At 70.5% G+C, this 25,136-nt stretch carries 22 protein-coding genes; 7 read left to right on the top strand and 15 right to left on the bottom strand.

All coding sequences use genetic code 11. The features are described from left to right. Position 1: 1 nt before the first annotated feature. From IG194_RS27625 to IG194_RS27610, 4 genes are read left to right on the top strand one after another with little or no spacing between them, the layout of a single operon-like run. Positions 2-925 carry a DUF72 domain-containing protein gene (locus tag IG194_RS27625; protein ID WP_058489375.1) on the top strand — a complete coding sequence of 308 codons (924 nt, stop codon included), beginning with the start codon at positions 2-4 and terminating at the stop codon, positions 923-925. After that, on the top strand, positions 922-1,701 hold the full coding sequence (locus IG194_RS27620; RefSeq protein ID WP_058489374.1) for an endonuclease/exonuclease/phosphatase family protein: 780 nt from the start codon (positions 922-924) through the stop codon (positions 1,699-1,701). Before IG194_RS27625 ends, IG194_RS27620 begins: the two co-directional genes overlap by 4 nt. After that, positions 1,698-2,906 carry a cardiolipin synthase ClsB gene (clsB, locus tag IG194_RS27615; protein WP_058489373.1) on the top strand — a complete coding sequence of 403 codons (1,209 nt, stop codon included), beginning with the start codon at positions 1,698-1,700 and terminating at the stop codon, positions 2,904-2,906. Before IG194_RS27620 ends, clsB begins: the two co-directional genes overlap by 4 nt. Further along, positions 2,903-3,883, top strand: coding sequence for a lysylphosphatidylglycerol synthase domain-containing protein (locus IG194_RS27610; RefSeq protein WP_058489372.1), 981 nt, complete (start codon positions 2,903-2,905; stop codon positions 3,881-3,883). The genes clsB and IG194_RS27610 overlap by 4 nt, the downstream gene beginning before the upstream one ends. Positions 3,884-4,798: 915 nt before the next feature. Here IG194_RS27610 and glgB read toward each other — a convergent pair. The 6 genes from glgB to IG194_RS27580 form a co-directional block, all read right to left on the bottom strand. Further along, a complete protein-coding gene (gene glgB / locus IG194_RS27605; RefSeq protein ID WP_058489371.1) occupies positions 4,799-6,991 on the bottom strand; it encodes a 1,4-alpha-glucan branching protein GlgB in 2,193 nt (730 codons plus the stop codon). Further along, a complete protein-coding gene (gene treS, locus IG194_RS27600; protein WP_058489370.1) occupies positions 6,988-10,314 on the bottom strand; it encodes a maltose alpha-D-glucosyltransferase in 3,327 nt (1,108 codons plus the stop codon). Before treS ends, glgB begins: the two co-directional genes overlap by 4 nt. A 10-nt stretch (positions 10,315-10,324) precedes the next feature. Next, positions 10,325-12,307 carry an alpha-1,4-glucan--maltose-1-phosphate maltosyltransferase gene (locus IG194_RS27595; protein WP_058489369.1) on the bottom strand — a complete coding sequence of 661 codons (1,983 nt, stop codon included), beginning with the start codon at positions 12,305-12,307 and terminating at the stop codon, positions 10,325-10,327. Positions 12,308-12,422: 115 nt separating this feature from the next. Beyond that, the gene (locus IG194_RS27590) at positions 12,423-13,298 is read right to left on the bottom strand and encodes a Ku protein (protein ID WP_058489368.1); all 876 of its coding nucleotides are present in this window, start codon (positions 13,296-13,298) and stop codon (positions 12,423-12,425) included. Between the two features lie 9 nt (positions 13,299-13,307). Continuing rightward, positions 13,308-13,550 carry a hypothetical protein gene (locus tag IG194_RS27585; RefSeq protein WP_043266441.1) on the bottom strand — a complete coding sequence of 81 codons (243 nt, stop codon included), beginning with the start codon at positions 13,548-13,550 and terminating at the stop codon, positions 13,308-13,310. After that, positions 13,540-14,076 (bottom strand): MgtC/SapB family protein, encoded by a 537-nt coding sequence (locus IG194_RS27580; RefSeq protein WP_058489367.1) that lies wholly within the window; start codon positions 14,074-14,076, stop codon positions 13,540-13,542. Before IG194_RS27580 ends, IG194_RS27585 begins: the two co-directional genes overlap by 11 nt. Before the next feature lie 167 nt (positions 14,077-14,243). Between IG194_RS27580 and IG194_RS27575 the strand changes: the two genes are divergently transcribed. Continuing rightward, on the top strand, positions 14,244-14,648 hold the full coding sequence (locus IG194_RS27575) for a hypothetical protein (RefSeq protein ID WP_064987642.1): 405 nt from the start codon (positions 14,244-14,246) through the stop codon (positions 14,646-14,648). Between the two features lie 3 nt (positions 14,649-14,651). Here IG194_RS27575 and IG194_RS27570 read toward each other — a convergent pair whose 3' ends face one another. Then, complete coding sequence (locus IG194_RS27570; protein WP_058489366.1) at positions 14,652-17,111, bottom strand: glycogen/starch/alpha-glucan phosphorylase; 2,460 nt, start codon at positions 17,109-17,111, stop codon at positions 14,652-14,654. A 200-nt stretch (positions 17,112-17,311) separates the two neighbouring features. Between IG194_RS27570 and IG194_RS27565 the strand changes: the two genes are divergently transcribed. Next, on the top strand, positions 17,312-17,686 hold the full coding sequence (locus IG194_RS27565; RefSeq protein ID WP_043266456.1) for a Rho termination factor N-terminal domain-containing protein: 375 nt from the start codon (positions 17,312-17,314) through the stop codon (positions 17,684-17,686). 42 nt (positions 17,687-17,728) lie between these two features. Here IG194_RS27565 and IG194_RS27560 read toward each other — a convergent pair whose 3' ends face one another. From IG194_RS27560 to IG194_RS27535, 6 genes are all read right to left on the bottom strand, one after another. Then, complete coding sequence (locus IG194_RS27560; RefSeq protein WP_058489365.1) at positions 17,729-18,580, bottom strand: SDR family oxidoreductase; 852 nt, start codon at positions 18,578-18,580, stop codon at positions 17,729-17,731. Positions 18,581-18,620: 40 nt separating this feature from the next. Beyond that, entirely contained in the window at positions 18,621-18,797 is a 177-nt protein-coding gene (locus IG194_RS27555; protein ID WP_009619813.1) for a metallothionein, read from the bottom strand. 638 nt (positions 18,798-19,435) lie between these two features. Next, the gene (gene ligD / locus IG194_RS27550; protein WP_058489364.1) at positions 19,436-21,988 is read right to left on the bottom strand and encodes a DNA ligase D; all 2,553 of its coding nucleotides are present in this window, start codon (positions 21,986-21,988) and stop codon (positions 19,436-19,438) included. Positions 21,989-22,014: 26 nt separating this feature from the next. Beyond that, positions 22,015-22,467, bottom strand: coding sequence for a hypothetical protein (locus tag IG194_RS27545; RefSeq protein WP_009619811.1), 453 nt, complete (start codon positions 22,465-22,467; stop codon positions 22,015-22,017). Between the two features lie 66 nt (positions 22,468-22,533). Continuing rightward, the gene (locus IG194_RS27540; protein WP_043266464.1) at positions 22,534-22,773 is read right to left on the bottom strand and encodes a metallothionein; all 240 of its coding nucleotides are present in this window, start codon (positions 22,771-22,773) and stop codon (positions 22,534-22,536) included. A 90-nt stretch (positions 22,774-22,863) separates the two neighbouring features. Further along, positions 22,864-23,094, bottom strand: coding sequence for a hypothetical protein (locus IG194_RS27535; protein WP_058489363.1), 231 nt, complete (start codon positions 23,092-23,094; stop codon positions 22,864-22,866). 467 nt (positions 23,095-23,561) lie between these two features. Between IG194_RS27535 and IG194_RS27530 the strand changes: the two genes are divergently transcribed. Next, positions 23,562-23,933, top strand: coding sequence for a DUF3509 domain-containing protein (locus IG194_RS27530; protein WP_058072375.1), 372 nt, complete (start codon positions 23,562-23,564; stop codon positions 23,931-23,933). Positions 23,934-23,978: 45 nt separating this feature from the next. On the opposite strand, the gene IG194_RS27525 is transcribed toward IG194_RS27530, so the two are convergent. Both IG194_RS27525 and IG194_RS27520 read right to left on the bottom strand, forming a co-directional pair. Beyond that, the gene (locus tag IG194_RS27525) at positions 23,979-24,392 is read right to left on the bottom strand and encodes a CBS domain-containing protein (protein WP_058489362.1); all 414 of its coding nucleotides are present in this window, start codon (positions 24,390-24,392) and stop codon (positions 23,979-23,981) included. A 76-nt stretch (positions 24,393-24,468) separates the two neighbouring features. Then, a complete protein-coding gene (locus IG194_RS27520; protein WP_058489361.1) occupies positions 24,469-25,020 on the bottom strand; it encodes an ATP-dependent Clp protease proteolytic subunit in 552 nt (183 codons plus the stop codon). Positions 25,021-25,136: the final 116 nt, after the last annotated feature.

Below are 25,136 nucleotides of genomic sequence, written 5' to 3'. Positions count from 1 at the left end.
CATGGGTACGGACGGCCTGTACATCGGTATTTCCGGCTGGCGCTACGTTCCCTGGCGCGGCGAGTTCTACCCCAGGGGCCTGCCCCAGCGCGAGGAGCTGCGCTACGCCGCCCATGCCTTCGCCAGCATCGAGCTGAACGGCTCCTTCTACGGCCTGCAGACGCCCGGCCGCTACCGCCAGTGGAAGGCGCAGACGCCCGCGGGCTTTCGCTTCAGCGTCAAGGGCCCGCGCTTCGTCACCCACCTGCGGCGCCTGCGCGAGCCGCAGCAGGGGCTGGCCAACTTCTTCGCCTCCGGCCCGCTGGAGCTGGACGACAAACTCGGCGCCTTCCTCTGGCAGCTGCCGCCCAGCCTGGCCTACGACGGCGAACTGCTGGAGGCCTTCCTCGCCCTGCTGCCGCGCGACAGCCATGCGGCGGCCGAACTGGCCGGTTCGGCGGACGCGCGCCTGCGCCACGAGGCGCCGTCGCCCGGCCGGCGCTTCGCCCTGCGCCATGCCCTGGAGGTGCGCCACAAGAGCTTCTGCAGCGCCGAGTTCACCGACCAGTTGCGCCGGCACGGCGTGGCCCTGGTGATGGCCGACGCGCCCTCGAAGTGGCCCTACGCCGAGGACCTCACCGCCCCGGATTTCACCTACCTGCGCCTGCACGGCGCCGAGCAGTTGTACGCCAGCGGCTATGGCGAGGCGGCGCTGCGCCGCTGGAGCGAGCGCATCCGCCTGTGGCGCAACGGCCTGCAGCCCGCCGACGCCGAGCTGATCGACGCGGACAAGCGCGGCGACCGCCGGCACCGCGAGCTGTACTGCTATTTCGACAACGACATCAAGGTGCGCGCGCCCTTCGATGCCTTCCGCCTCATGCAGCTGCTCGACGTGCGCCTGCCGCAGCAGCAGGTGCCGGGCGAACCGGCGGAGGACTGGACATGAACCAGCCGGCCAACACCGGCGCCGGCCCGGCGCTGGCCAGCGGCCCGTCGCTGCGGGTGCTGACGGTGAACACCCACAAGGGCTTCAACGCCTTCAACCGCCGCTTCATCCTCCACGAACTGCGCGAGGCGGTGCGCGGCACCGCGGCCGACCTGGTGTTCCTCCAGGAGGTACATGGCGAGCACCAGTTGCACGCCGGGCGCCACCCCGGCTGGCCGGCCAAGCCGCACTACGAATTCCTTGCCGACAGCATGTGGCCGGCCTTCGCCTACGGGCGCAACGCGGTGTACCCCGAGGGCCACCACGGCAACGCCCTGCTCTCGCGCTACCCGATCATCAGCCACGACAACCACGACATCTCCATCGCCGGCAACGAGGAGCGCGGCCTGCTGCACGCCTGCATCGACCTGCCGGGCAGCGCCCCGCTGCATGCCGTGTGCGTGCACCTGGGCCTGCGCGAGGCGCAGCGGCGGCAGCAACTGACGCTGCTCTGCCGCCTGCTGGAAGGCTTCCCCGTCCAGGCGCCGCTGATCGTCGCCGGCGACTTCAACGACTGGCGCTGCCAGGCCGGCGCCCTGCTCGCCGGTTGCGGGCTGGAGCCGGCCTTCGCCGACAAGGCCGGCGCGCCGCGCAGCTTCCCGGCGCGCTGGCCGCTGCTGCGCCTGGACCGCATCTACCTGCGCAACCTGCGGGTGCGCAGCAGCCAGGTGCTGGGCAGCCGCCCCTGGCCGCACCTGTCCGACCATCTGCCGCTGCTCGCCGAGGTGGCCCCATGAACGAGCGCTGGCACGCGGGCAACCGCATCGAACTGCTGGTCAATGGCGAGGCCTTCTACCCGCGGGTGTTCGAGGCCATCGCCCGGGCCCGGCGCGAGGTGCTGCTGGAAACCTTCATCATCTACGAGGACAAGGTCGGCCTGGCCCTGCGCAAGGCGCTGCTGGCGGCGGCCCGGCGCGGCGTGCGCGTCGAGCTGATCGTCGACGGCTACGGCACCGCCGACCTGGGCCGGGACTATGTGCGCAGCCTGCTGGAGGCCGGGGTGCGCCTGCACCTGTTCGACCCGCGCCCGCGCCTGTTGGGCCTGCGCACCAACCTGTTCCGCCGCCTGCACCGCAAGCTGCTGGTGGTGGACGGCGGCACCGCCTTCGTCGGCGGCATCAACTTCAGCGCCGACCACCTGGCCGACTTCGGCGCCATGGCCAAGCAGGACTACGCGGTGCAGGTGCAGGGCCCGGTAGCGCGGGACATCCGCCAGGCCAGCCTGGCCCTGCTGCACGAGTACGGCAGCGCGCCGGCTTGGGTGCCGCCCAGCCTGCCGCCGCTGGCCGGCCAGGCCCGCGCCTGCCTGGTGTTGCGCGACAACGGCCCGCGCAGCACGGCCATCGAGCAGCACTACCTGGCGGCGATCCAGGGCGCGCGGCAACGGCTGACCATCGCCAACGCCTACTTCTTCCCCGGCTACCGCCTGCTGCGGGCGCTGCGCCAGGCCGCGCAGCGCGGGGTGAAGGTGCGCCTGATCCTCCAGGGCCTGCCGGACATGCCGCTGGTGCGCCTGTGCAGCAAGTTGCTCTACGACACCCTGCTGCGCGACGGCGTGGAGATCTACGAGTACTGCGACCGCCCGCTGCACGGCAAGGTGGCGGTGGCCGACGGGCGCTGGGCCACGGTGGGGTCGAGCAACCTGGACCCGCTGAGCCTGTCGCTGAACCTGGAAGGCAACCTGATGATCGACGACGCGCGCTTCGCCGACGAACTGCAGGCGCACCTGGACGCCCTGGCCCGCGACAACTGCCGGCGCATCACCCGCAAGGTGGCGCGCCGCGGCTACTGGTGGCGCGCGCCCCTGGTGTTCCTCAGCTTCCACTTCCTGCGGCATTTCCCGGCCATCGCCGGGCAGCTGCCGGCGCACCGCCAGCGCCTGCGCTCGCCGCGGGGCCTGGAAGGCGAGCCGGCGGCGGACGCCCCGCGGGTGCGCCCATGAACGCTGCCGCGCCGCGGGAGAAGCACAAGCAGGCCTGGAAGCTGGCCCGGCGCGGCTTCTCCATCGCCCTGCTGGCGCTGCTGCCGGTGCTGCTGTTCCTGTTGATCCGCGCCACCGACTGGGGGGAAGTATTCCACCTGCTCAGCGAGTACCGCGCCACCACCCTGCTCCTGGGATTGGGCATCAGCCTGGCCAGCTATGGCGTGTTCAGCAGCTTCGACGTGCTCAGCCGCTACTACATCGGCCACCCGCTGCCGGTGCGGCGGGTGTTCACCGTGGCCTTCGTGTGCAACGCCTTCAACCTCAACCTCAGCTCCTGGGTCGGCGGCGTGGCCCTGCGCTACCGCCTGTACGGCCGCCTGGGCATGAGCGCGGCGGACATCACCCGCATCCTCAGCTTCAGCCTGGTGACCAACTGGTACGGCTACCTGCTGCTGGCCGGCGCGCTGTTCGCCAGCGGCTACCCCGACCTGCCGGACGACTGGTCGGTGGGGCGCAACGGCCTGCGCCTGATCGGCCCGCTGCTGCTGGCCCTGGGCGTGGCCTACCCCCTGGCCTGCCGCTACGCCCGGCGCCGCGCCTGGGGTTGGCGGCAGTTCAGCCTGGCCCTGCCGAGCTGGCGCCTGGCGCTGCTGCAGGGCGCCATGGGGGCGGCCAACTGGTCGCTGATGGCGCTGCTGGTGAGCGTGCTGCTGCCGGACAAGGCCAGCTACACCGAGGTGCTGGCCACCCTGCTGATCAGCAGCATCGCCGGGGTGGTGCTGCACGTGCCGGCGGGCCTGGGCGTGCTGGAGGCGGTGTTCATCGCCATCCTCCACGACCACCTGGGCCGCGGGCCCCTGCTGGCGGCGCTTATCGGTTACCGGGTGCTGTACTTCCTGGTGCCGCTGTTCCTGGCCTGCCTGGTCTACCTGTGGCTGGAGCGCCGGGCACGCCGTCTGCGCCGCCGGCAACGGCGCCTGGCGCGGGCGGGTTGATGGGTATCGCTTCGCTCAACGCCATCCTACGAGGGAATGCCAGGCCTCGCGCAAACCTGTAGGAGCGGGCCCTGCCCGCGATTCGCGCGCAGGGCGCGCTCCTACAGGGGAATGGCGTGAGTGGCGCAGCGTAGGGGATCTTATCCGCAAACCGCGCCGGGACGTCCGGCTATCGCGGATGAATCCGCTCCTACGGTTCCAGGAAGCACGGTTTTTCGTAGGATGGCGTTGAGCGAAGCGATACCCATCAGCGCCACCGCATGGGTTTCGCAAGCTCAACCCATCCTACGAAGAGCACCTCGGCGCAAGACAGTTGCTCCTACAAGGGCATGCCGTGCCTCGTGCAAACCTGTAAGCGGGCCCTGCCCGCGATTCGCGCGCAGGGCCCGCTACAGGGAAATGGCGTGGGTGGCGCAGCGTAGCGGATCTTATCCGCGAACCACGCCGGGGCGTCCGGCTATCGCGGATGAATCCGCCAGGACATGCCGTGCCTCGTGCAAACCTGTAGGAGCGGGCCCTGCCCGCGATTCGCGCGCAGGGCGCGCTCCTACAAGGGAATGGCGCAGGTGGTGCAGCGTAGGAGCGGATCTTATCCGCGAACCGCGCCGGGACGTCCGGCTATCGCGGATGAATCCGTCAGGGCATGCCGTGCCTCGCGCAAACCTGTAGGAGCGGGCCCTGCCCGCGATTCGCGCGCAGGGCGCGCTCCTACAGGGGAATGGCGCAGGTGGCGCAGCGTAGGAGCGGATCTTATCCGCGAACCGCGCCGGGACGTCCGGCTATCGCGGATGAATCCGCTCCTACAAGGGCATGCCGTGCCTCGCACAAACCCGTAGGAGCGGGCCCTGCCCGCGATTCGCGCGCAGGGCGCGCTCCTACAGGGGAATGGCGCAGCGTAGGAGATCTTATCCGCGATTACGCCGGCAGGGCCGGCGCCGGTTCCAGGACCAGGCTGCCCAGCGGCGGCAGGTCCAGCAGCAGCGAGTACGGCTGGCCGTGGGACGGCTCCGGGAGTGTCTCGCAGCGCTCGCGGCTGCCGGCATCGGAGCCGGCGTAGCAGGCGCCGTCGGAATTCAGCCGCACCTGCCAGGCGCCCTGCAGCGGCACCCCTACCCGGTAGCCTTCGCGCGGCAGCGGCGTGAAGTTGTGCACCACCAGCAGCGGCGAGCCTTCGCGGTCCAGGCGCAACCAGGCGTAGACGCTGTTGCGCTGGTCGTCGCCGATCAGCCAGTGAAAGCCTTCGGGGCTATCGTCCAGCTGGTGCAGCGCCGGCAGTTCGCGGTACAGGCGGTTGAGGTCGCGCACCAGCGTCTGCACGCCCAGGTGCTCGGCGTAGCGCAGCAGGTACCAGTCCAGCTGGTCGTCGTGGTCCCACTCGTGCCACTGGCCGAACTCGCAGCCCATGAACAGCAGCTTGCGCCCCGGGTGCGTCCACATCAGGCTCAGGTACAGGCGCAGGTTGGCGAACTGGCGCCAGCGGTCGCCGGGCATCTTGCCCAGCAGCGAACCCTTGCCGTGCACCACCTCGTCGTGGGAGATGGGCAGGATGAAGCGCTCGGTGAAGGCGTAGAGCAGGCCGAAGGTCAGGCGGTGGTGGTGGTAGCCGCGGTACAGCGGGTCCTCGCGGATGTAGGCCAGGGTGTCGTGCATCCAGCCCATGTTCCACTTGTGCGAGAAACCCAGCCCGCCCTCGGCCACCGGGCGGCTGACGCCGGGCCAGGCGGTGGACTCCTCGGCGATCACCAGGGCGTCGGGCACCTCGGCGGCGACCACCTCGTTGAGGTGGCGGAGGAACTCGATGGCCTCCAGGTTCTCGCGCCCGCCGTGGCGGTTGGGGATCCACTCGCCCTCCTTGCGCGAGTAGTCGCGGTAGAGCATCGAGGCCACGGCGTCGACGCGCAGGCCGTCGACGTGGTACTCGCGCAGCCAATGCAGCGCCGAGGCCAGCAGGAAGCCGTGCACCTCGGTGCGGCCGAGGTTGTAGATGTAGGTGTCCCAGTCCGGGTGGAAGCCCTCGAAAGGGTGCGCGTATTCGTACAGCGCGGTGCCGTCGAACTGCCCCAGGCCGTGCGCGTCGGTGGGAAAATGCGCCGGCACCCAGTCGAGGATGACGCCGATCCCGGCCTGGTGGCAGCGCTCGACGAAGGCGGCGAACTGCGCCGGGCTGCCATAGCGCGCGGTGGGGGCGAACAGCGACAGCGGCTGGTAGCCCCAGGAGCCGCCGAAGGGATGCTCCATGATCGGCATCAGCTCGACGTGGGTGAAGCCCATGTCCTGCAGATAGGGGATCAGCCGCTCGGCCAGCTCGTCCCAGCTCGGCGGGCGGCCGTCGAGGGTCTGCCAGGAGCCGGCGTGCAGTTCGTAGATCGCCAGCGGGCTTTCCGCGCCCTGGCGGCTGCGCCGCTCGCTCATCCAGCGTTCGTCCCGCCAGTGCCGCGGCGCCGGGTCGGCCACCCGCGAGCCGGTGGCCGGCGGCCGTTCCGTGGCCAGCGCCACAGGGTCGGCCTTGAGCGGCAGCAGGCCGCCGGGGCCGAGGATTTCGTACTTGTAGATTTCCCCGGGTTGCAGGCGCGGCACGAACAGTTCCCACACGCCGCTGGGGTAGCGCAGGCGCATGGCGTGGCGGCGCCCGTCCCAGGCGTTGAAGTCGCCCACCACCGACACGCGCCGGGCATTGGGCGCCCACACGGCGAAGCGCACCCCGGCCACGCCGTCCACGCTCATGGCCTGGGCGCCGAAGCACTGGCCCAGGTGGCGGTGGTTGCCTTCGGCGAACAGGTACAGGTCGGTGTCGCCCAGCAGCGGGCCGAAGGCGTAGGGGTCCTCGGTGATCTGCTCGCCCTCGGGCCAGTGGATGCGCAGCAGGTAGGCCTGGCGCGCATCCAGGTGGGCGCTGAACAGGCCGCTGGCGTCCTGCTGCTGCATGGCCGCGAGGAATTCGCCCTCGCGGCCCAGCAGCTCGCAGGCGAAGGCCCCCGGCAGCCAGGCGCGCACGCGCCAGCCGTCGCCCTCCGGGTGCGGGCCGAGGAAGGCGAAGGGGTCGCCGTGCTCCGCCCGTTGCAGCCCTTGCAGGTGGTTGCGTTCGTCGTCTTGCGACGCCTGTGTCATGGCCTTCCTCCCAGCAGGTGGAGCGTCAGTTCCAGCATTCCCTGCAGCGGCACGGCGACCCAGTCGGGGCGGTGGCCGCTCTCGTAGACCACTTCGTAGGCCGCCTTCTCCAGGCTGAACAGCGCCAGGGCCGCGCCCTCCCCCTCGCGCCCGCGCCATTCGTGGGGCAGCCCGGCGGCGGCCAGGCGGTAGGCGTCGAGGAAGGCGTCGCGGGCGTCCGCGCGGTAGCGCTGGGCCAGGGCGCGGCGCACCTGCACCGCTTCCTCCGAGACGTCGGCGCTCTGCAGGCTGCGCTCGGCCATGGCGGCGGCGTAGTCGAAGGAGCGCAGCACCCCGGCCACGTCCTTCATCGGGCTGTTCAGGGCCCGGCGTTCGGCCAGCGAACGGTTGGGCTCGCCTTCGAAATCGATCAGGTAGGCGTCCTCCTGCACCACCAGTACCTGGCCCAGGTGCAGGTCGCCGTGCACGCGGATCATCAGCCCGCCCTCGGCCAGCCGCGCCAGGTTGCCCACCGCCAGCAGCAGCTCGTCGCGCAGCTCCAGCAGGCGCGCGGCCTGGGCGCGGCCGCGCTCGTCCAGCCCGGGTGCGTCTTCCAGCGCCCGCAGGGCCTGCTCGACCTGGGCGCCGACGCCCTCCTGCCAGGCCCGGCTATCGGCTGGGCCGCTGCGCCGCGGGGCGAAGTCCGGCTCGTCCGCGCCGTCGGCCAGCACCTGGTGCATCTCGCCCAGGCGCCGGCCGAGGGTGGCGGCGAAGCCGCGCAGCTCGTCCAGGGTGTCGAACTCCGGGGGCTGCGCGGTGCCGGCGGCCAGGGCCTCGCGGATGGCCCGCTCGAGGTTGTTCTGCGTCCAGGTCCAGGCATCGCCCTGGTTGCTCAGGTAGCCCTGCAGCAGCATCAGGGTGTGCGTCTGCCCCTGCTCGTCCACCCGGCGCACCTCGCCCAGCAGCGGCGCGACGTTGGCGAAGCCGTGGCGGCTCAGGTAGGCGCCCATTTCCGCCTCCGGGTGCAGGCCGGGCGAGACGCGGCGCAGCACCTTGAGCAGCAGGCCGTCGCCGACCAGCGCCGAGGTGTTCGACTGGTCCGCGGCCAGCACCCGCACCGGGATGTCCTCGGCCAGTTCCAGCTCGGCCAGGCCGGGTTGCGGCAGGAATTGCACCTCGCCGCCGTCGCCGGCCAGGGTCGCGTTCTCGCGCAGCAGGCGCAGCACCACGCGGCTGAAGCGCGGCAGGCTCAGGGCGTCGGTCAGCAGGCCGACGCGGCGGCCGCGGCGCAGCCGGGCCAGGGCCAGTTGCTGCGGCAGGTCGTAGCCGCTGCTGCTTTTTTCCGGCGCCGCGGCCAGGGGCAACTGGTAGCGCTCGTGCAGTTCGCCGTCGCGGTATTCCAGCTCCGCCAGCAGCGGCGCGGCGTCATCCTCCTCCAGCGGCAGCGCGTAGAGCAGGCGCACCCTGCCGGCCTGCGCGCGGGCATGGGGGAACCAGCGCCGGCGCGGCAGGTAGCGCGGCAGCGAATCCTTCTCCAGCAGCTCGCGCGGGGCGCCGGCCATGATCTCCTCCAGGCGCTGGCCCAGCACCAGGGTCGGCAGTTCCGGCAGGCGCTCCTCCGGCTGGCGGTGCCAGCTGGGCATGCGCTGGGAGTCGGCCAGGTAGAACCAGTAGAAGCCGTAGGGCGGCAGGGTCAGCAGGTAGGTCAGCCGGCCGATCGGCGGGAAGGCCGCGCCGCCGAGCATTTCCAGCGGCACGCGGCCGTCGAACTCGGCCAGCTCCAGTTCCACCGCCTGGGCCGCGCCGGACAGGTTGGCCACGCACAGCAGGCTGTCCTCGCCGTCCTCGCCGCGGTACTGCCGCAGGTAGGCGAGGATGCGCCTGTTGCTCGGCGACAGCAGGGTCATGCTGCCGCGGCCGAAGGCCTTCTGCTGCTTGCGCACGGCGAGCATGCGCCGCGTCCAGTTGAGCAGCGAATGCGGGTCGCGCAGCTGCGCCTCGACGTTGACGCTCTGGTAGCCGTACAGCGGGTCGAGGATGGCCGGCAGCACCAGGCTCGCCGGGTCGGCGCGGGAGAAGCCGCCGTTGCGGTCCACCGACCATTGCATGGGGGTGCGCACGCCGTCGCGGTCGCCGAGGTAGATGTTGTCGCCCATGCCGATCTCGTCGCCGTAGTACAGCGTCGGCGTGCCGGGCATCGACAGCAGCAGGCTGTTGAGCAGCTCGATGCGCCGCCGGTCGCGCTCCACCAGCGGCGCCAGGCGCCGGCGGATGCCCAGGTTGATGCGCGCGCGGCGGTCGGCGGCGTAGTAGTTCCACAGGTAGTCGCGCTCGTCGTCGGTGACCATCTCCAGGGTCAGCTCGTCGTGGTTGCGCAGGAAGATCGCCCACTGGCAGTTGTCGGGGATGGCCGGGGTCTGGCGCAGGATGTCGCTGATGGGGAAGCGGTCTTCCTGGGCGATGGCCATGTACATGCGCGGCATCAGCGGGAAGTGGAAGGCCATGTGGCATTCGTCGCCGGGGCCGCCGTCGTCCATGCCGCCGAAGTACGGGCGGGTGTCCTCCGGCCACTGGTTGGCCTCGGCCAGCAGCATGCGGTCGGGGTAGTGGGCGTCCAGCTCGGCGCGGATGCGCTTGAGCACCGCGTGGGTTTCCGGCAGGTTCTCGCTGCTGGTGCCCTCGCGCTCGATCAGGTAGGGAATGGCGTCCAGGCGCAGGCCGTCCACGCCCAGGTCGAGCCAGAAGCGCATCACCCCCAGCACGGCGCGCAGCACCTGCGGGTTGTCGAAGTTCAGGTCCGGCTGGTGCGAGTAGAAGCGGTGCCAGTAGTACTGCCCGGCCAGCGGGTCCCAGGTCCAGTTGGAGGTCTCGCTGTCGACGAAGATGATGCGGGTGCCGGCATAGCGCTCGTCAGTGTCGGACCACACATACCACTCCCGTGCCCGCGAACCCTTCTTCGCCCGCCGCGCGCGCTGGAACCAGGGGTGCTGGTCGGAGGTGTGGTTGATCACCAGCTCGGTGATCACCCGCAGGTTGCGCGCATGGGCGGCAGCGATGAAGCGGCGCACGTCGGCCAGGCTGCCGTAGTCGGGGTGCACCCCACGGTACATGGCGATGTCGTAGCCGTCGTCGCGCCGCGGCGAGGGGTAGAACGGCAGCAGCCAGAGGGTGTTCACCCCCAGGTCGGCGATGTAGTCGAGCTTCTCGATCAGCCCGGGGAAGTCGCCGATGCCGTCGTTGTTGGCGTCGAAGAAGGACTTCACGTGCAACTGGTAGATGACCGCGTCCTTGTACCAGAGCGGGTCGTGCAGGAAGGGACGGGGCTTTCTCAGGCGTCTGGCCATGGGCGGACTCCTAGCGGCGCTGCGGATGCAGGCGCCAGATGCCGAAGGGAAGGTGCCAGGGCTCGATGCGCATCCGTTGGCGTTTGCCGTACCAGGTCCACTGGTGGCCGTTCATCAGGTCCTCGCCGCCCATGGCGGCGTCGTCCGCCAGGCCGAACTCCCACAGCGGCAGCTCGAAGTCGGCCTCCTGGGCGTTGTCCGGGTCCAGGCACACGGCGACCAGCACGAAGTTGGCCAGGTCCGCGGTGCGCTTGCCGAAATAGAGGATGTTGTCGTTCCAGGCGTTGTAGGCCTGGAAGCCGAGGTGGCTGTGCAGCGCCGGGTTCTCGCGGCGGATGCGGTTGAGCCGGGTGATCTCGCCGACGATGTTGCCCGGCGCGTGGTAGTCGCGCTGGCGCAGCTGGTACTTCTCGGAGTCGGCGTATTCCTCGCGCCCGGGGATGGCCGCCGCCTCGCACAGCTCGAAGCCCGAATACATCCCCCACAGCCCAGAGCCGGTGGCCGCCAGCACGGCGCGGATGAGAAAGCCGGCGCGCCCGCTGCGCTGCAGGAAGAAGGGGTTGATGTCCGGGGTGTTGACGAAGAAGTTGGGCCGGTAGCAGTCGCGCCAGGGCGGCTGGTTCAGCTCGGCGAAGTATTCCTGCAATTCCTGCTTGGTGTTGCGCCAGGTGAAGTAGGTGTAGCTCTGGCTGAAGCCGAGCTTGCCCAGGCGCGCCATCATCGCCGGGCGGGTGAAGGCCTCGGCCAGGAAGATCACTTCCGGGTGCAGGTGGCGCACTTCGGCGATCAGCCACTCCCAGAACGGCAGCGGCTTGGTGTGCGGGTTGTCGACGCGGAACAGCGTCACGCCCTGGGCCACCCAGCCCAGCACCACTTCCAGCAGCGCCAGCCACAGCGAAGGCACGGCGTCGGCGGCGTAGAAATCGACGTTGACGATGTCCTCGTACTTCTTCGGCGGGTTCTCGGCATGGCGGATGCTGCCGTCGGCGCGCCAGCTGAACCAGCCGGGGTGCCGGCGCAGCCAGGGGTGGTCCGGCGAGCACTGGATGGCGAAGTCCAGGGCCACCTCCAGGCCGTGGGCGCGGGCGTCGGCCACCAGCGCGCGGAAGTCCTCCAGGCTGCCCAGCTGCGGGTGCACGGCCTCGTGGCCGCCCTCCTCGGCGCCGATGGCGTAGGGGCTGCCGGGGTCGTCCGGGCCGGCCTGCAGGCTGTTGTTGGGGCCCTTGCGGTGGGTGCGGCCGATGGGGTGGATGGGCGGGAAATACAGCACATCGAAGCCCATGGCGGCGATTTCCGGCAGGCGCCGGCGCACGTCCTCGAAGCGCCCGTGCACGCCCGGCTGCGCGCCCTCCGAGCGCGGGAACAGCTCGTACCAGCTGGCGAAGCCGGCCAGCGGCCGCTCCACCTCCAGGCTCAGCAGCGGGCTGCGCACGCGGTGCAGGCGCGGCTCCACTCGTTGCATCAGTTCCAGGGTGGCCGGCGCCAGCAGCAGGGCCACGCGGCCGTCGCGGGCCTGCTCGGCGGCAAGCTGGCCCAGCAGGGCGTCCAGTTGCGCGGCCGGTTCGCCCTGGGCGCCCTGCCGAGCCTCGCGCAGCAGTTGCTCGCCCTCGCTGAGTTCCAGGTCCACGGCCTGGCCGGCGGCGTACTTCTTCTCCAGGTCGTGGCGGAAGCTGGCGTAGCGGTCCAGCCAGGCCTGGATGACGAACTGGATGCGCCCCTCGTGGGGCGGCAGCAGCTCGGCGCGCCACAGGTCGTTGCCCTGCCAGGCCAGCGGCAGGCTGCGCCAGACCTCTTCAGGCTCCAGGCGCCAGGTCACCTCGGCGCCCAGTTGCTCGTGGCCGTCCATGAAGATGCGCGCGCTGACCGGGCAGCCCCGGCCGGCGATGGCCTTGGCGGCGAAGCGCCCGCCCTCGACCTGGGGCTCGATGCCCTCGATGGCGATGCGCGGCGCCTTGGCCGCGGCGCTGGCGCGCCCCTGCAGGTCCGGATTCATCGCTGCGCCCTCCTCGCCAGGCGATCGCATGTTCGTCGTCGGCCGCAACCTGCGGCCCCATGCTTTCCGAGGCCGGGCCCGCCGGCAAGTTCAGACTTTTCGCCGGCGGGCCGGCTCAGCGCGGGGCGCGCCGCCGGCCGCTGCTCTTGCGCGGCGCCGGCGCCTCTCCGGCCTTGCCCCTGGGCGCCGCTTTGCCGCCGCCCCCGGCGTTGCCGCGCAGGCTGCGCCGCAGCAGGTCGGTGAGGTCGATGATGTTGGCGCCCTCCCCGGTTTCCGGCGCCTCGGCGCCGGGCACTTCCTCCAGTTGGCCCTTGGCGGCCTTCTGCTCGACCAGGGCGTGGATCTCGTCGCTGAAGCTGTCCTTGAAGGCCGAGTCGTCCCAGGCCTGGCTCATGTCTTCCACCAGGCGCGTGGCCATCTCGCGCTCGCGCTTGTCCAGGTCGACGTCGTCCAGCTCCAGGCCCAGTTCGTCCACCGAGCGCACCTCGCCCGGCCAGCGCAGCGTCATCAGCAGCAGCGCCTCGCCGTCGGCCAGCAGCGCCGCCAGGTGCTGGCGGCTGTGCAGCACCAGTTGGCACACCGCGACCTTGCCGCTGCGCGCGAGGGTCTCGCGCAGCAGCACGTAGACCTTCTCGCCGCGCCGCTCGGGGCTCAGGTAGTAGGGCGAGTCGAAGTACGCCAGGGGAATCTCGCCGCGCTCGACGAAGCGCAGGATGTCGATGGTCTGGGTGGCCCGCGGGCGCGCCGCGCGGATTTCCGCCTCGCTGAGCACCACGTAGCGGCCCTTCTCGTATTCCACGCCTTTGACTATCTGCTCCTTGGGCACCTCCTTGCCGGTCACCTTGTTCACCCGCTTGTAGCCCACCGGCTCCAGGCTGCGGGCGTCCAGCCAGTCGAAGTCGGTGCCGCCGGGGCGGCTGGCGCTGTTCAGCCCCACGGGGATGTGCACCAGGCCGAAACTGATCGCGCCCTTCCAGATCACGCGCGCCATGCATGCCTCCTACAGTGAGATGCCGTCGTCGAAGCGGACGCGGCCGTCCGCCGAAATGTCGCGGATGCGCGCCAGCATGCGCCGGGCCGCGTCCTCGGCCTGGGCCTCGTTGCGGCTGCCGGGGGCGAACACCCAGAGCACCTGCACCGCCGCGCCCTCGCGCTTGGGCTGGTATTCGATCAGCCCGACGTAGGCGCCGCCGCTGCGCATGGCGTCGGTCCAGGCGCTGCTGCCGCTGAATTCACGGAACATGCCGCTGCTCCGCTGTCTTGGCTGTCTTGGCTGTCTTGCGTGGCGCCCGCGGCCGCTCGAACAGGCGCGGCAGGCTGTGCAGCACCAGCAGCGCCAGCAGGGTGCCGAGCACCGCGGTGGCGGAATGGCCGCGGCCCACGCAGATGCCGATGGCGGTGCTCAGCCACAGCCCCGCCGCCGTGGTCAGCCCCTTCACCCGCGCGGTGTCGGCGCTGTCCTGCTTGAGGATGGTGCCGGCGCAGAGGAAGCCGATGCCCGCGGCAATGCCCTGGATCACCCGGCTGATGGCGTCGTCGCCGGCGCCGCCCTCGCTCATGGCCATGACGAAGAGCGCGGCGCCCAGGGTGACCAGCATGTGCGTGCGCAGCCCGGCGGCCTTGCCCTGGGCCTCGCGCTCGTAGCCCAGCAGGCCGCCGAGCAGCGCGGCGAGCGCCAGGCGGAAGCAGGCGCGGGTGATCTGCTCCAGCTCGCGCAGGTCGGAAAACTCCGCCAGCAGGGCCGCGGCGATGCGCGACAGGGTCTCCATGGGCTTCTCCGCGAAGGGCCGTTGCAGGTGCAGACTGCCGCGCCGGCCGATGGTTTGAACGATTTCCCCGGCGGTAGCGCCGGCACTACCGCCCGGCGGATCGTCCGCGCATTCGCCCGCCGCGCCTGTCCAACCCCGGCAAGCGTCGAACACCAAAGGAATGCGCCATGAACAGCCGCGACGACACCGACTTCGCCCAGGCCTACGAACAGGCCCTGACCGAAGTGGCCCTGCCCGCCTTCGCCGCCGCCGGCGAGTACGCCCGCGCCCACGGCCTGCTCTGCCACGTGGGCCTGCACCGTGGCGCCGGCGGGCTCTCCGAGCTGGGCCTGAACGCCCGCCGCCCCGGCGAGGGCCTGGACTGCCGCTTGCTGATCCGCGCCGAACCGCAGAGCGCCAGCCTGGTGCACGAGAACCACTACGGCGGGCGCAGCGAGCCGGAGCGCATCGTCGGCCCGCTGGCCTCGCTCAACCGCATGGTGCTGGACACCCGCCTGCAGGCCTTCTTCCAGACCGGCTTCGGCCTCAGCCCGGACTACCTGGCACGCCGCCACGGCGGCGGCTTCTGGTAGACCCTAGGCGCCGCCCAGCGGCACCTTCCAGATGTCCTCGGCGTACTCGCGGATGGTGCGGTCGGAGGAGAACCAGCCGACCCGCGCGGTGTTCAGCACCGCCGCCCGCCACCAGCGCGCCGGCTCGCGCCACAGCGCCTCGACGCGTTCCTGGGCCTGCCAGTAGGCCTCGAAGTCGGCGCAGAGCATGAACCTGTCGTCGTGGCGCAGCCCCTCCACCAGGGCCGCGTAGCGGTTGGCATCGTCCGGCGAGAACACCCCCGAGCCGATGGCCTTCAGGGCTTCCTGCAGGCGCGGCGAGGCGGCGATCTCGCCGGCCATGGACAGCTCGCCGGCGTGCTTGCGGGCCTCCACCTGCTGGGCGGTGAGGCCGAAGATGAACAGGTTCTCCAGGCCGATGCGCTCGGACATCTCGACGTTGGCGCCGTCCAGGGTGCCGATGGTCAGCGCGCCGTTCAAGGCGAACTTCATGTTGCTGGTGCCCGAGGCCTCGAGACCCGCGGTGGAAATCTGCTCGGACAGGTCCGCCGCCGGGATGATGGCCTCGGCCAGGCTGACGTTGTAGTTGGGGATGAACACCACCTTGAGCAGGCCGCGCACGGTGGGGTCGTCGTTGACGATGCGGGCGACGTCGTTGGCCAGCTTGATGATCAGCTTGGCCTGGTGGTAGCTGGGCGCGGCCTTGCCGGCGAAGATCTTCACCCGCGGCACCCGCGGGGTGGCCGGGTCGTTGCGGATGTCCTGGTACAGCGCCACGGCGTGCAGCAGGTTGAGCAGCTGGCGCTTGTACTCGTGGATGCGCTTGACCTGCACGTCGAACAGCGCCTCGACGTCCAGGCGGATGCCCAGGCGCTCCTCCACCAGCCGCGCCAGGCGCGCCTTGTTGTGCCGCCGCTGCTGGGCGAAGCCGCGCTGCACCGCGGCGTCGCCGGCGTGGGCCTCCAGAGCGCGCAGGCGCGTCTCGGGGTCGTCGAGCAGTTCGCGGCCGAGGAACTCGCAGAGCAGCCCGGTCAGCTCCGGGTTGGTCTGGAACAGCCAGCGGCGGAAGGTCACGCCGTTGGTCTTGTTGCTGATGCGCCCCGGGTACAGGCGGTGCAGGTCGCGGAACACCGTCTCGCGCATCAGCTCGGTGTGCAGCGCGGAGACGCCGTTGACGCTGTGCGAGCCGAGGAACGCCAGGTTGCCCATGCGCACCCGCCGGCCGTTGTCCTCCTCGATCAGCGACACCGCGCGCAGCAGGGCGAAGTCGTGGATGTCCTTGGCGCGCAGCGCGTCGATGTGGAAGGCGTTGATCAGGTAGATGATCTGCATGTGCCGCGGCAGCATGCGCTCCATCAGCCCCACCGGCCAGGACTCCAGGGCCTCGGGCAGCAGCGTGTGGTTGGTGTAGGACAGCGTCGCCACGGTCAGCTCCCAGGCCTGCTCCCACTGCAGGTAATGGTCGTCCAGCAGCAGGCGCATCAGTTCGGCCACGGCGATGGCCGGGTGGGTGTCGTTGAGCTGGATGGCCACCCGCGCCGGCAGGCTGGCCAGCGCCAGGCCCTGGCCCAGGTGGCGCTGCAGCAGGTCCTGCAGCGAGGCGCTGACGAAGAAGTATTCCTGGCGCAGGCGCAGCTCCTGGCCGGCCTCGGTGCTGTCCGCCGGGTAGAGCACCCGCGAGATGCTCTCGGCGCGCGCCGTGTCGGCCACCGCGCCGAGGTGGTCGCCGGCGTTGAAGCGGTCGAGCTTGAGGGTTTCCTCGCCGCGGGCGCGCCACAGCCGCAGGGTGTTCACCCCGGCCCGCCGCCAGCCGACGATGGGCATGTCGTAGGCCACCGCGCGCAGGCGCTCCATGGGTTCCCAGTGCTGCCGCGCGCTGCCGTCGCCGCCGTCGATGGCGTACACGCTGCCGCCGAAGCCGATGCTGATGCTGCATTCCGGGCGCTCGAACTCCCAGGGGTTGCCGAAGTCCAGCCAGGTCTCCGGCTGCTCCTGCTGCCAGCCGTCGGCGATGCTCTGGCGGAACAGCCCGTGCTCGTAGCGGATGCCATAGCCGTAGGCGGGGATGTCGAGGGTCGCCATGCTCTCCATGAAGCACGCCGCCAGGCGGCCCAGGCCGCCGTTGCCCAGGGCCGCGTCGGGCTCGGCCAGGCGCACCTGCTCCAGGTCTACGCCCAGTTGCAGCAGGGCCTCGCGGGCGATCTCCAGCAGGCCGAGGTTGCTCAGGTTGTCGATCAGCAGGCGGCCGATGAGGAACTCCAGCGACAGGTAGTAGACGCGCTTGCGCTGGCCGCGGTCGATGCTGCGGCTGGCCTCGTCCCAGCCGTCGACGATGTAGCGCCGCGCGGCCAGCGCCACGGCCTCGAACCAGTCGTGGGCGTAGGCGTCGGCGGCGTCCTTGCCGACGTCGTAGCGCAGTCGCGTCAGCACTTCCTGCTTGAAGTTCTCCACCTGTTCGGGCACGGGGGTGCTGGAGCCTTGCATGGCGTGTTCTCCGCGGTTCGCCTGTGGGAAACCGGCGGCGCCGGCGGCCGCCTCGTGTATCTAGGCCCGGTGCGCCGGCCAGAGTTCAGGCGTTTTTCCCCTCGTCCGCGGCCGTCCGTCCGAATCGCTGAACACCACCCGGCGCCGCGGCCTCTCCCGAACGAACCCCGCAGTGAAGCGGCCGCGAAAGGAGAAGAGCGATGCCCCGAGGCAGCAAAGACAAGTACACCGACAAGCAGAAGCGCAAGGCCGAACATATCGAGGAAAGCTACGAGGAGCGTGGCGTGTCCAGGGACGAGGCCGAAGCGCGGGCCTGGGCCACCGTCAACAAGCAGTCCGGCGGCGGCGAGCGCGCCGGCGGCTCGGGCCAGAAGAAGAGCCCAACGGCCAAGGCCGAGTCGCGGCGTTCCTCGGCGCGCCGCGCGGTGGCCACCAAGCACGGCGTGCCACGCCCCGGCCAGCGCCTGGAGGCGATGAACAAGCAGGAACTGCTGGAGCGCGCGCGCCGGCAGAACATCCGCGGGCGCTCGTCCATGCGCAAGCAGGAGCTGATCGAGGCCTTGCGCAAGGCCTGATCCCTGGCCCCTGGCGCTGCATTGCGCCAGGGGCCGGGCGTCTCAGCCGTTGACCACGGTTCCGCCGTTGACGTGCAGCACCTGGCCGCTCATGTACGAGGAGTCGGAACAGGCCAGGTAGACGTAGGCCGGGGCCAGTTCGTCGGGCTGGCCGGGGCGCCCCATCGGGGTGTTGCTGCCGAACTTCGCCACCTCCTCGGCGCTGAAGGTCGAGGGGATCAGCGGCGTCCAGATCGGCCCCGGGGCCACGGCGTTCACCCGGATGCCGCGCCCCACCAGGTTCAGCGCCAGGGAACGGGTGAAGGAAGTGATGGCGCCCTTGGTCGAGGAATAGTCGATCAGCCTGGGGTTGCCCTTGTAGGCGGTGATCGAGGTGGTGTTGACGATGGCCGCGCCCTCGCCCATCAGCGGCAGCAGCGCCTTGGTCAGCTGGAACATGCCGAAGATGTTGGTGCGGAAGGTGCGCTCCCACTGTTCTTCGCTGATGTCTTCGAGGGAGTCGGCCGGGTGCTGTTCGCCGGCGTTGTTCACCAGCACGTCCAGCCTGCCCCAGCGTTCCTTCAGGCGCCGCGCCACCTCGGCGCAGAAACCGGCATCGGCGACGTCGCCGGCCAGTTCCAGGCAGTGCTGGCCGCAGGCCTCGATCAACTGGCAGGTCTTGGTCGCGTCCTCGGTTTCCTCCAGGTACAGCAGCATCACGTCGGCGCCCTCGCGGGCGAAGGTCAGCGCCACGGCGCGGCCGATGCCGCTGTCGCCGCCGGTGACCACCGCCACCTTGCCCTCCAGCTTGCCGGCGGCGCGGTAGCTTTCCGAGGCGAACTCCGGCGGCGGCCGCATGATCTCCTCGCGGCCGGGCTGCCGGTCCTGGTGCTGGGGCGGTAGTTTCTCGCTCATGGTGGCTGTCCTCCGGTGCGTGGGTCGGTAGCGCGGGCCGTCAGCCGCGCGGCGGCAGGGTCTCGCCGCAATGGCAGTGCGGGTCCTGGCAGTGCTTCTCGCCATCGGGATGGCCGTCCGCGCAGGCCTGGCAGCAATAGGCGCGGCCGTCGGCGAACACGGCCGCCGCGCCCAGGCTGCACTGGCAGCCGGGGCAGGCGCAGGGTTGGTCGCTCATGGCAGGTCTCCTCCGCTTCGTGGCGCGGGGCCGCAGCCCCGCCGGTCACTGGGTTCGGCCGGCTGGGGGCGGCGGAGTTCAGCTTTTCCCGCCAGCGGCCCGCCGGCTGCGCGCATTTCGCTGCTGCTATTCGCCTGCCTGTGGAGCCAGGGAGCTTCGTGGTTGCGCATCATGCCGAGCGATCCCCTCTCCCGCTTGCGGGGGAGGGTTAGGGAGGGGGAGCGGAGTCAGGGTTGGCAGAGGTGTGTCGGCGAAGTCCGTTGCCCTCACCCCAGCCCTCTCCCAGAGGGAGAGGGAGCCGTTCGGCGTGGGCGATGAATTCGCAGTCATCCTGAGACTTCGTCAGTGACGTAGGGCGTATAACCGTTCGCGGTTATCCGCCGATACACCGAGGTCATGGCCAACGCCCAGATCCCCCCGGAGCTGCTGGAAACCAAGGCCAAACGGCGGATAACGCCATAGGCGTTATGCGCCCTACAGCCCGGACGCAGGAGCAACTGTGAAGCGCTTTTCGTAGGATGGGTTGAGCCTTGGCGAAACCCATGCGGTCGTGGTGATGGGTATCGCTTCGCTCAACGCCATCCTACGGACTGTGTTTGCGGACGTAGGAGCGGACTCCGTCCGCGGCCCGGCCGGCCTCAGCGCTCCTCGCCCAACTGCTGCCACATCCGCCGCGTCAGGCGTTGCCGGGTCTCGCCCCAGCTCGCCCAGGGGTCATCCTCGCCCTTCAGCGCCAGGCGCTCGTCGATGTTGCCCAGGTTCCAGGCATTGGCGCCGCGCAACGCATCCAGCTCGCCCTCGGCCACCGGCACCGACACCGGCAGGCCTTCGCGGGCGCGGACCGACCAGGCGCACACGGTGCTGGCGCCGCGGCTGTTGCGCAGGTAATCGACGAAGATCCGCCCGACGCGGTTCTTCGGCCCGGATACGGCGCTGAAGCGGTCCGGCATCTGCCTGGCCAGGTGGCGGGTGATGGCGTGGGCGAAGTCCTTGACCTCGTCCCAGCCGTGGCGGCGCTCCAGCGGCACCAGGATGTGCATGCCCTTGCCGCCGCTGGTCTTGAGGAAGCAGGCCAGGCCCAGTTCGTCGAGCACTGCGAGGGTCAGTCGGGTCGCCTCGATCATCCGCGCCCAGGGCAGGCTGGGGTCGGGGTCCAGGTCGAGGACGAAGCGGTCGGGGTGCTCCAGGTCGTCCACCCGGGCGTTCCAGGTGTGCAGCTCGACCACGCCCATCTGCGCGGCGCCGGCCAGGGCCTTGGCGGTGGCGATGCGCAGCAGCGGCGCGTGGCCCGGGTCCAGGCGCGGGTCCAGCTGTTCCACGCCGGGCATGGCGTTGCGCGAGGCGTGGCGCTGGAAGAACACCTCGCCGCCGACGCCGTCCGGGGCGCGCAGCAGCGACACCGGGCGGTCGCCGAGCCAGGGCAGGATGCGCTCGGCGGCCTTCTCGTAGTAGCGCGCCAGGTCCAGCTTGCGCAGGCCGCTGGCGGCGTCGATCACCCGCTCGGGGTGGGTGATGGCCACGCCGGCCACCTTCGCGTCGTCCTTCGCCGCCTTGCGCGGGCGTTTCGCCGTGGGCTGCGCGCCCTCCCCGGCCGCCGGCTTCGCGCGTTCCTCGACTATCGCCTCGGCGGGCTTGTCGTTGCGCAGGCCGTGGAACACCGCGTGGCGCACCAGGCCCTCGCGGGTCATTTCGGCGAAGGCCACTTCGCAGAGCTGCTCGGGGCGCAGCCAGGTCACGCCCTGGAAGGCCTGGCCGCGCGGCGGCGAGGCCAGCGGGCAGGTCTTGCTGGCCAGCGGGCGCAGGTTGTCGTGCACCCGCTTGAGGGTGGCGGCGTCGAAGCCGGTGCCCACCTTGCCGGCGTAGCGCAGCTCGCCCTGGTCGTCGTGCAGGCCCAGCAGCAGCGCGCCGAAATGCCGGCGGCTGCCCTTGGGCGGGGTCAGGCCGAGGATGACGAATTCCTGGCGGCGCTTGCACTTGAGCTTGATCCAGTCGGTGGAGCGGCGCTCGACATAGGCGCTGCCGGCGCGCTTGCCGATCAGCCCTTCCAGGCCCAGGCGGCAGGCGCTGTCGAGGATGCTGCGCGGGTCGTCGGTGAAATCCTCCGAGTAGCGCAGGCGGTCGCTGGCATTGTGCTTCAGCAACCCGGCCAGCATGGCGCGGCGCTGCTCCACGGGCTGCCGGCGCAGGTCCTCGCCGTCCAGCCAGAGCAGGTCGAACAGGGTGTAGCGCACCTCGTCGCTGGCGCCGACGTCGAAGGCGTTCTGCAGGCGCTGGAAGTCCGGGCGACCCTCCTCGTCCACCACCAGGATTTCGCCGTCGAGCCAGGCGGACTGCAGCGGCAGGGCACGCAGCGCGGCGCAGATGTCCGGCAGGCGCTCCGCCCAGTCGTGGCCGTTGCGCGTCTGCAGGCGCACCTCGCCCTTTTCCACCCGCGCCAGGATGCGGTAGCCGTCGAGCTTCAGCTCGTAGCGCCAGTCGCCCTCCGGGGGCGCATCCAGCAACGTGGCCAGTTCCGGGGAGATGCGCTCGGGCATGGCGCCGGCCTTGGCGGCCTTGCGGCGCGGCGCCTTGGCCGCGGCGGCGCGCCTGGGCGGGTCGGCCGGCTTTTGCGCCGGCGCCGCCTCGCCGGGCAGCGTCCGCCCGCTGAGCACGCTCTGCGGCGCCTCGGCGAGGATGTCGTGGCGGGGGAAGTCGCGGGCCTGGTCGTCGCGGCCCTTGACCAGGAACCACTGCGGCTTGCGCCCGGCCATGCGGGTGCGGATGAGGTTCCAGCTGCCGTGCAGCTTGCTGCCTTCCAGGCGGAACTTCAGGTGGCCGTTCTCCAGGCCCTGCCGCGGGTCGCCCAGGGGCTGCCAGCGGCCGCGGTCCCAGACGATGACGTCGCCGGCGCCGTAATGGCCCTCGGGGATGTGGCCCTCGAAGCCGGCGTATTCCAGCGGGTGGTCCTCCACCTCGATGGCCAGGCGCTTCACCGAAGGGTCCAGGCAGGGCCCCTTGGGCACCGCCCAGCTCTTGAGCACGCCATCGAGTTCCAGGCGGAAGTCGTAGTGCAGGTGGCTGGCGTCATGCTTCTGGACGACGAACTCCAGTTCCCCGGCCTGGTGTCCGGGGGCCTCGCCGCGCGGCTCCGGCGTGCCGCTGAAGTCACGGCGGCGGGCGTACTCCTCCAGGCTCGGCGTATCACTGGCCATGGGCGTTTCCTCCGCGGCGGGCCGCTTCAGCGTTCTTCCTCGTCAGTGTCCGGCGGCGACACCTGGTCGGTCCAGGGCTTGCCGTCCAATGGCGCGGAGCGGCCCAACTCGGCCTCGTCCAGGCCGATGCCGCCGCCGATCTCCTCCTCGCCCACCACCCGCAGTTCGCGGTCCACCGGGGTTTCGTCGGCGGGCTCGAGTTCGGACTCGGTACCTTCGTCGAGCAGCGTCTCCGGGGCCAGGTCGTCGCTGTCCACGTGGTCCTCGTACTCGCCGTCGACCAGGGTCTCGCCGCCGGTCATGCCCATCTCGGCAGCCCGCTGCGGCGGGAACTCCTCATTCACTTCGCGGCGCGGACGCTCGTCGCCGATGCGGCCCGCGGCGCGCTCGTCCTCGAAATCCAATTCGCGCACCGAGCCCATGCGGTCCTCGGTGTCGTCGATTTCCTGCGGCTGGCTGTGCTTGCGATCGTCGCTCATGGCCTTCTCCTCTCGCTGGGCGCCGCCCTGTCCGGCCACCTACGGGCCGCGCGCGGCGCATGGGCCTCAGGGGGAAATGGGGTCGCTGGCGGGGAAGGTTTCTTCCAGGGAGTGGTCCAGTTGCCGTTCCTGCGCCTTCTTCAGCCTGCCGCTGTCGGCGCAGGGGCATTCGGGGTCCTTGCACTGGCGGTCCTCGGGGTGGCCCTGGGCGCAGGCCTGGCAGCAGAAATAGCGCTCGCCCTCGCGCACGGCGGCGGCGTCCAGCTCGCAGATGCAGTTGGGGCAGGCACAGATATCGGGTTTCATTTCCAGGCTCCTCCGTGCGTCAGCTCTACCTCGGTTGAGCCGGACGCAAGCGGGGAGTTCAGCTTTTCCCGCGGGCGACGCCGCCGCGCCTCAGGCGGCGGCGTAGGTGCGGATCAGCTCCTGGCCCAGGCTTTCCACCTGCTCGGGAGTGCAGAGTTCCTCGCCGCTGATGCCCACCACCGTGGTGGGCGCCCTGCCCTGCGACGGGTGGCGCAGGCTGATGGCGTAGCAGCCATCGAGCTGGCGGCAGCAGTTGAAGCGGAACCCCGGATGGTTGTGCTGCAACAAGGCTTCGATTTCGCCACGAGTGAAATGCGTCATGCGGATACCCTCCCCGGGAAAAAGCCCCTCTTTCGGGAAAAGGTAGCGCCGGCTGCCGGCGAAAAAAGGCTGGCAGGACGCCATCCTTTGGCCATGCAGAATGCCTGATTGGCAAAAGCGCTCCGCATGTCATCCACTTAGCGGGACCGCGGACCTGCGCGCCGCTTTCTTGTCGCCCAAAAAAGCGTCGAGCCCGACGAGCGGTAGGCGCCATGGGGCGTTACCGGTACCCGGGTACCAACCGCCATCAAGGCCCGGCCGGCAGAGGCGCGCCTGGATTGCATTTCGCCACCACCCGGGCATGCAGTAAGGCGCCGGGCGAGCCCGCCGCTTTGCAATGCGCAAGCATCAAAGGGCCATCTATTCAGCTGAAAGTTCAACGTAAACAGCCGCTTAGGAATAGCGGCACGGGCGGAACGATTGCTGCAAAGGCATCGGCTACCCAACCAACACACAGGGAGTACGTCATGCCTGCCATTTCCAACGCCGCCATCGAATACCTGCAGAACCAGTTCCGCGCCTATGCCCCGCAATTCTCCTACCGTCCCGACGGCTCGGTGCTGATGGACCTGCACGACGCCAACGGCGAGCGCATCGCCCTGCGCGTGCTGCACAAGGAAGAGCAGGAAAACGACGTCCTGCTGAACAACCTGGTGGAGCGCATCCGCCGCGACCTGATCACCGAGTCGGGTCCGCTGCAGCCGGACAACGTCGACTGGTTCCTCAAGCGTATCGAGCTGCGCACCTTCGTCCCCGGCAACTACCGGCACCGGCCACGCAAGATAGTGGTGGCCGGCGAGCGCCTGCGCGCCCTGGCCGAGCGCAACCCGCGCTGGTAACCCCCCTGCCCCGCCGCCGGCATGCGCCGGCGGCGGGACCTGCACTCAATGCGGCCGCGCCACCGCCCGCAGCAGGTTGGCGCCCAGCTTGTCGGCGTTGCAGCTGGCGACGTTGGCCAGGGACACCACGCCCACCAGGCGTTTCTGCCGGTTCACCACCGCCAGGCGGCGCTTCTCGATCTGCCCCATGTTCTTGGCCACGTGGTCCAGCTCCTCGTCGTCGAAGCAGTAGCAGACGCCGGGACTCATCACCTCGCTGACCGCCGTGCTCCCGTCCAGGCCATCGGCCAGGCCGCGCACCACCAGGTCGCGGTCGGTGACCACGCCGGTCATGCGCTCGCCCTCGCCGACGATCAGGGCGCCGATGTCCGCCTGGCGCATCAGCAGCGCGGCCTCCTGCAGGGTGGTGGCCGGGTCGATGGTGCGGACTTCGCGGCTCATGACTTCGCTGACTTTCATCGCTGTTCTCCTCAAGGGTGGACTCACCTGTGTGGAAAGTCCGCCGCCGCCAGGGTTCGAAGAATCTGCCCGGGCGTCAGGCGTGCACCGTCCACTGGCAGGTGGAATCGGCGATGGGCATGGCGTCCACCCGTTCGATCAGCCCGCAGGCGATGGCTTCCTGCGCCCCGAGGATGCGCGGGTAGGCCATCAGGTAGCTGGGAATGTCCAGGCGCTCCGCCGCGCCCCGGGTGCGCTCGTCGACGATGTCGGCGTAGAGCTTCAGGTCGTAGTCCAGGCTCATGGCGTATTCCGCCATGCGCGCATGGTCCACCGCGCCGTGCAGCGACCAGTGGAAGGGGTGGAACAGGAACTTGCTGTACAGGCACGCGGTGCGCACCTGGCCGGCGAGGAACAGGATGTTGCCCATGGATTCGACTGTGCCGAGGTTGTGGGTGTCCACCTGCACCGGCAGCGAGAGCAGGTAGTTGTAGAGGGTGAAGCCGTAGCTGCAGTCGCCGCCCATGGTGGCGATGTTCAGCTGCAGGTGGCTGGCGCCCTGCTGCAGGGCGCGGGTGCAGGTGCTGATGAGGTTGCCGCAGGTGGAGGAGTTGATCGGGCCGGTGAAGTGGATGATATGGGTGGACATGGGGGCTCCTGGGGGCGTGGGTCGCTGGGCTGGACTCTCTGGTGAGTCGCGGGGGCGGGTGGGGGAGCCATTGGGGCGACGAATGGTGGTGAGGTGTAGTTCCGTCCTTCACTTCG

This window comes from Pseudomonas sp. ADPe (assembly GCF_014843515.1).
GTDB classification, from domain to species: domain Bacteria; phylum Pseudomonadota; class Gammaproteobacteria; order Pseudomonadales; family Pseudomonadaceae; genus Pseudomonas; species Pseudomonas citronellolis.
Note: the sequence above shows the minus strand (reverse complement) of the source record. Positions and strands in the feature narration are given on the sequence as shown.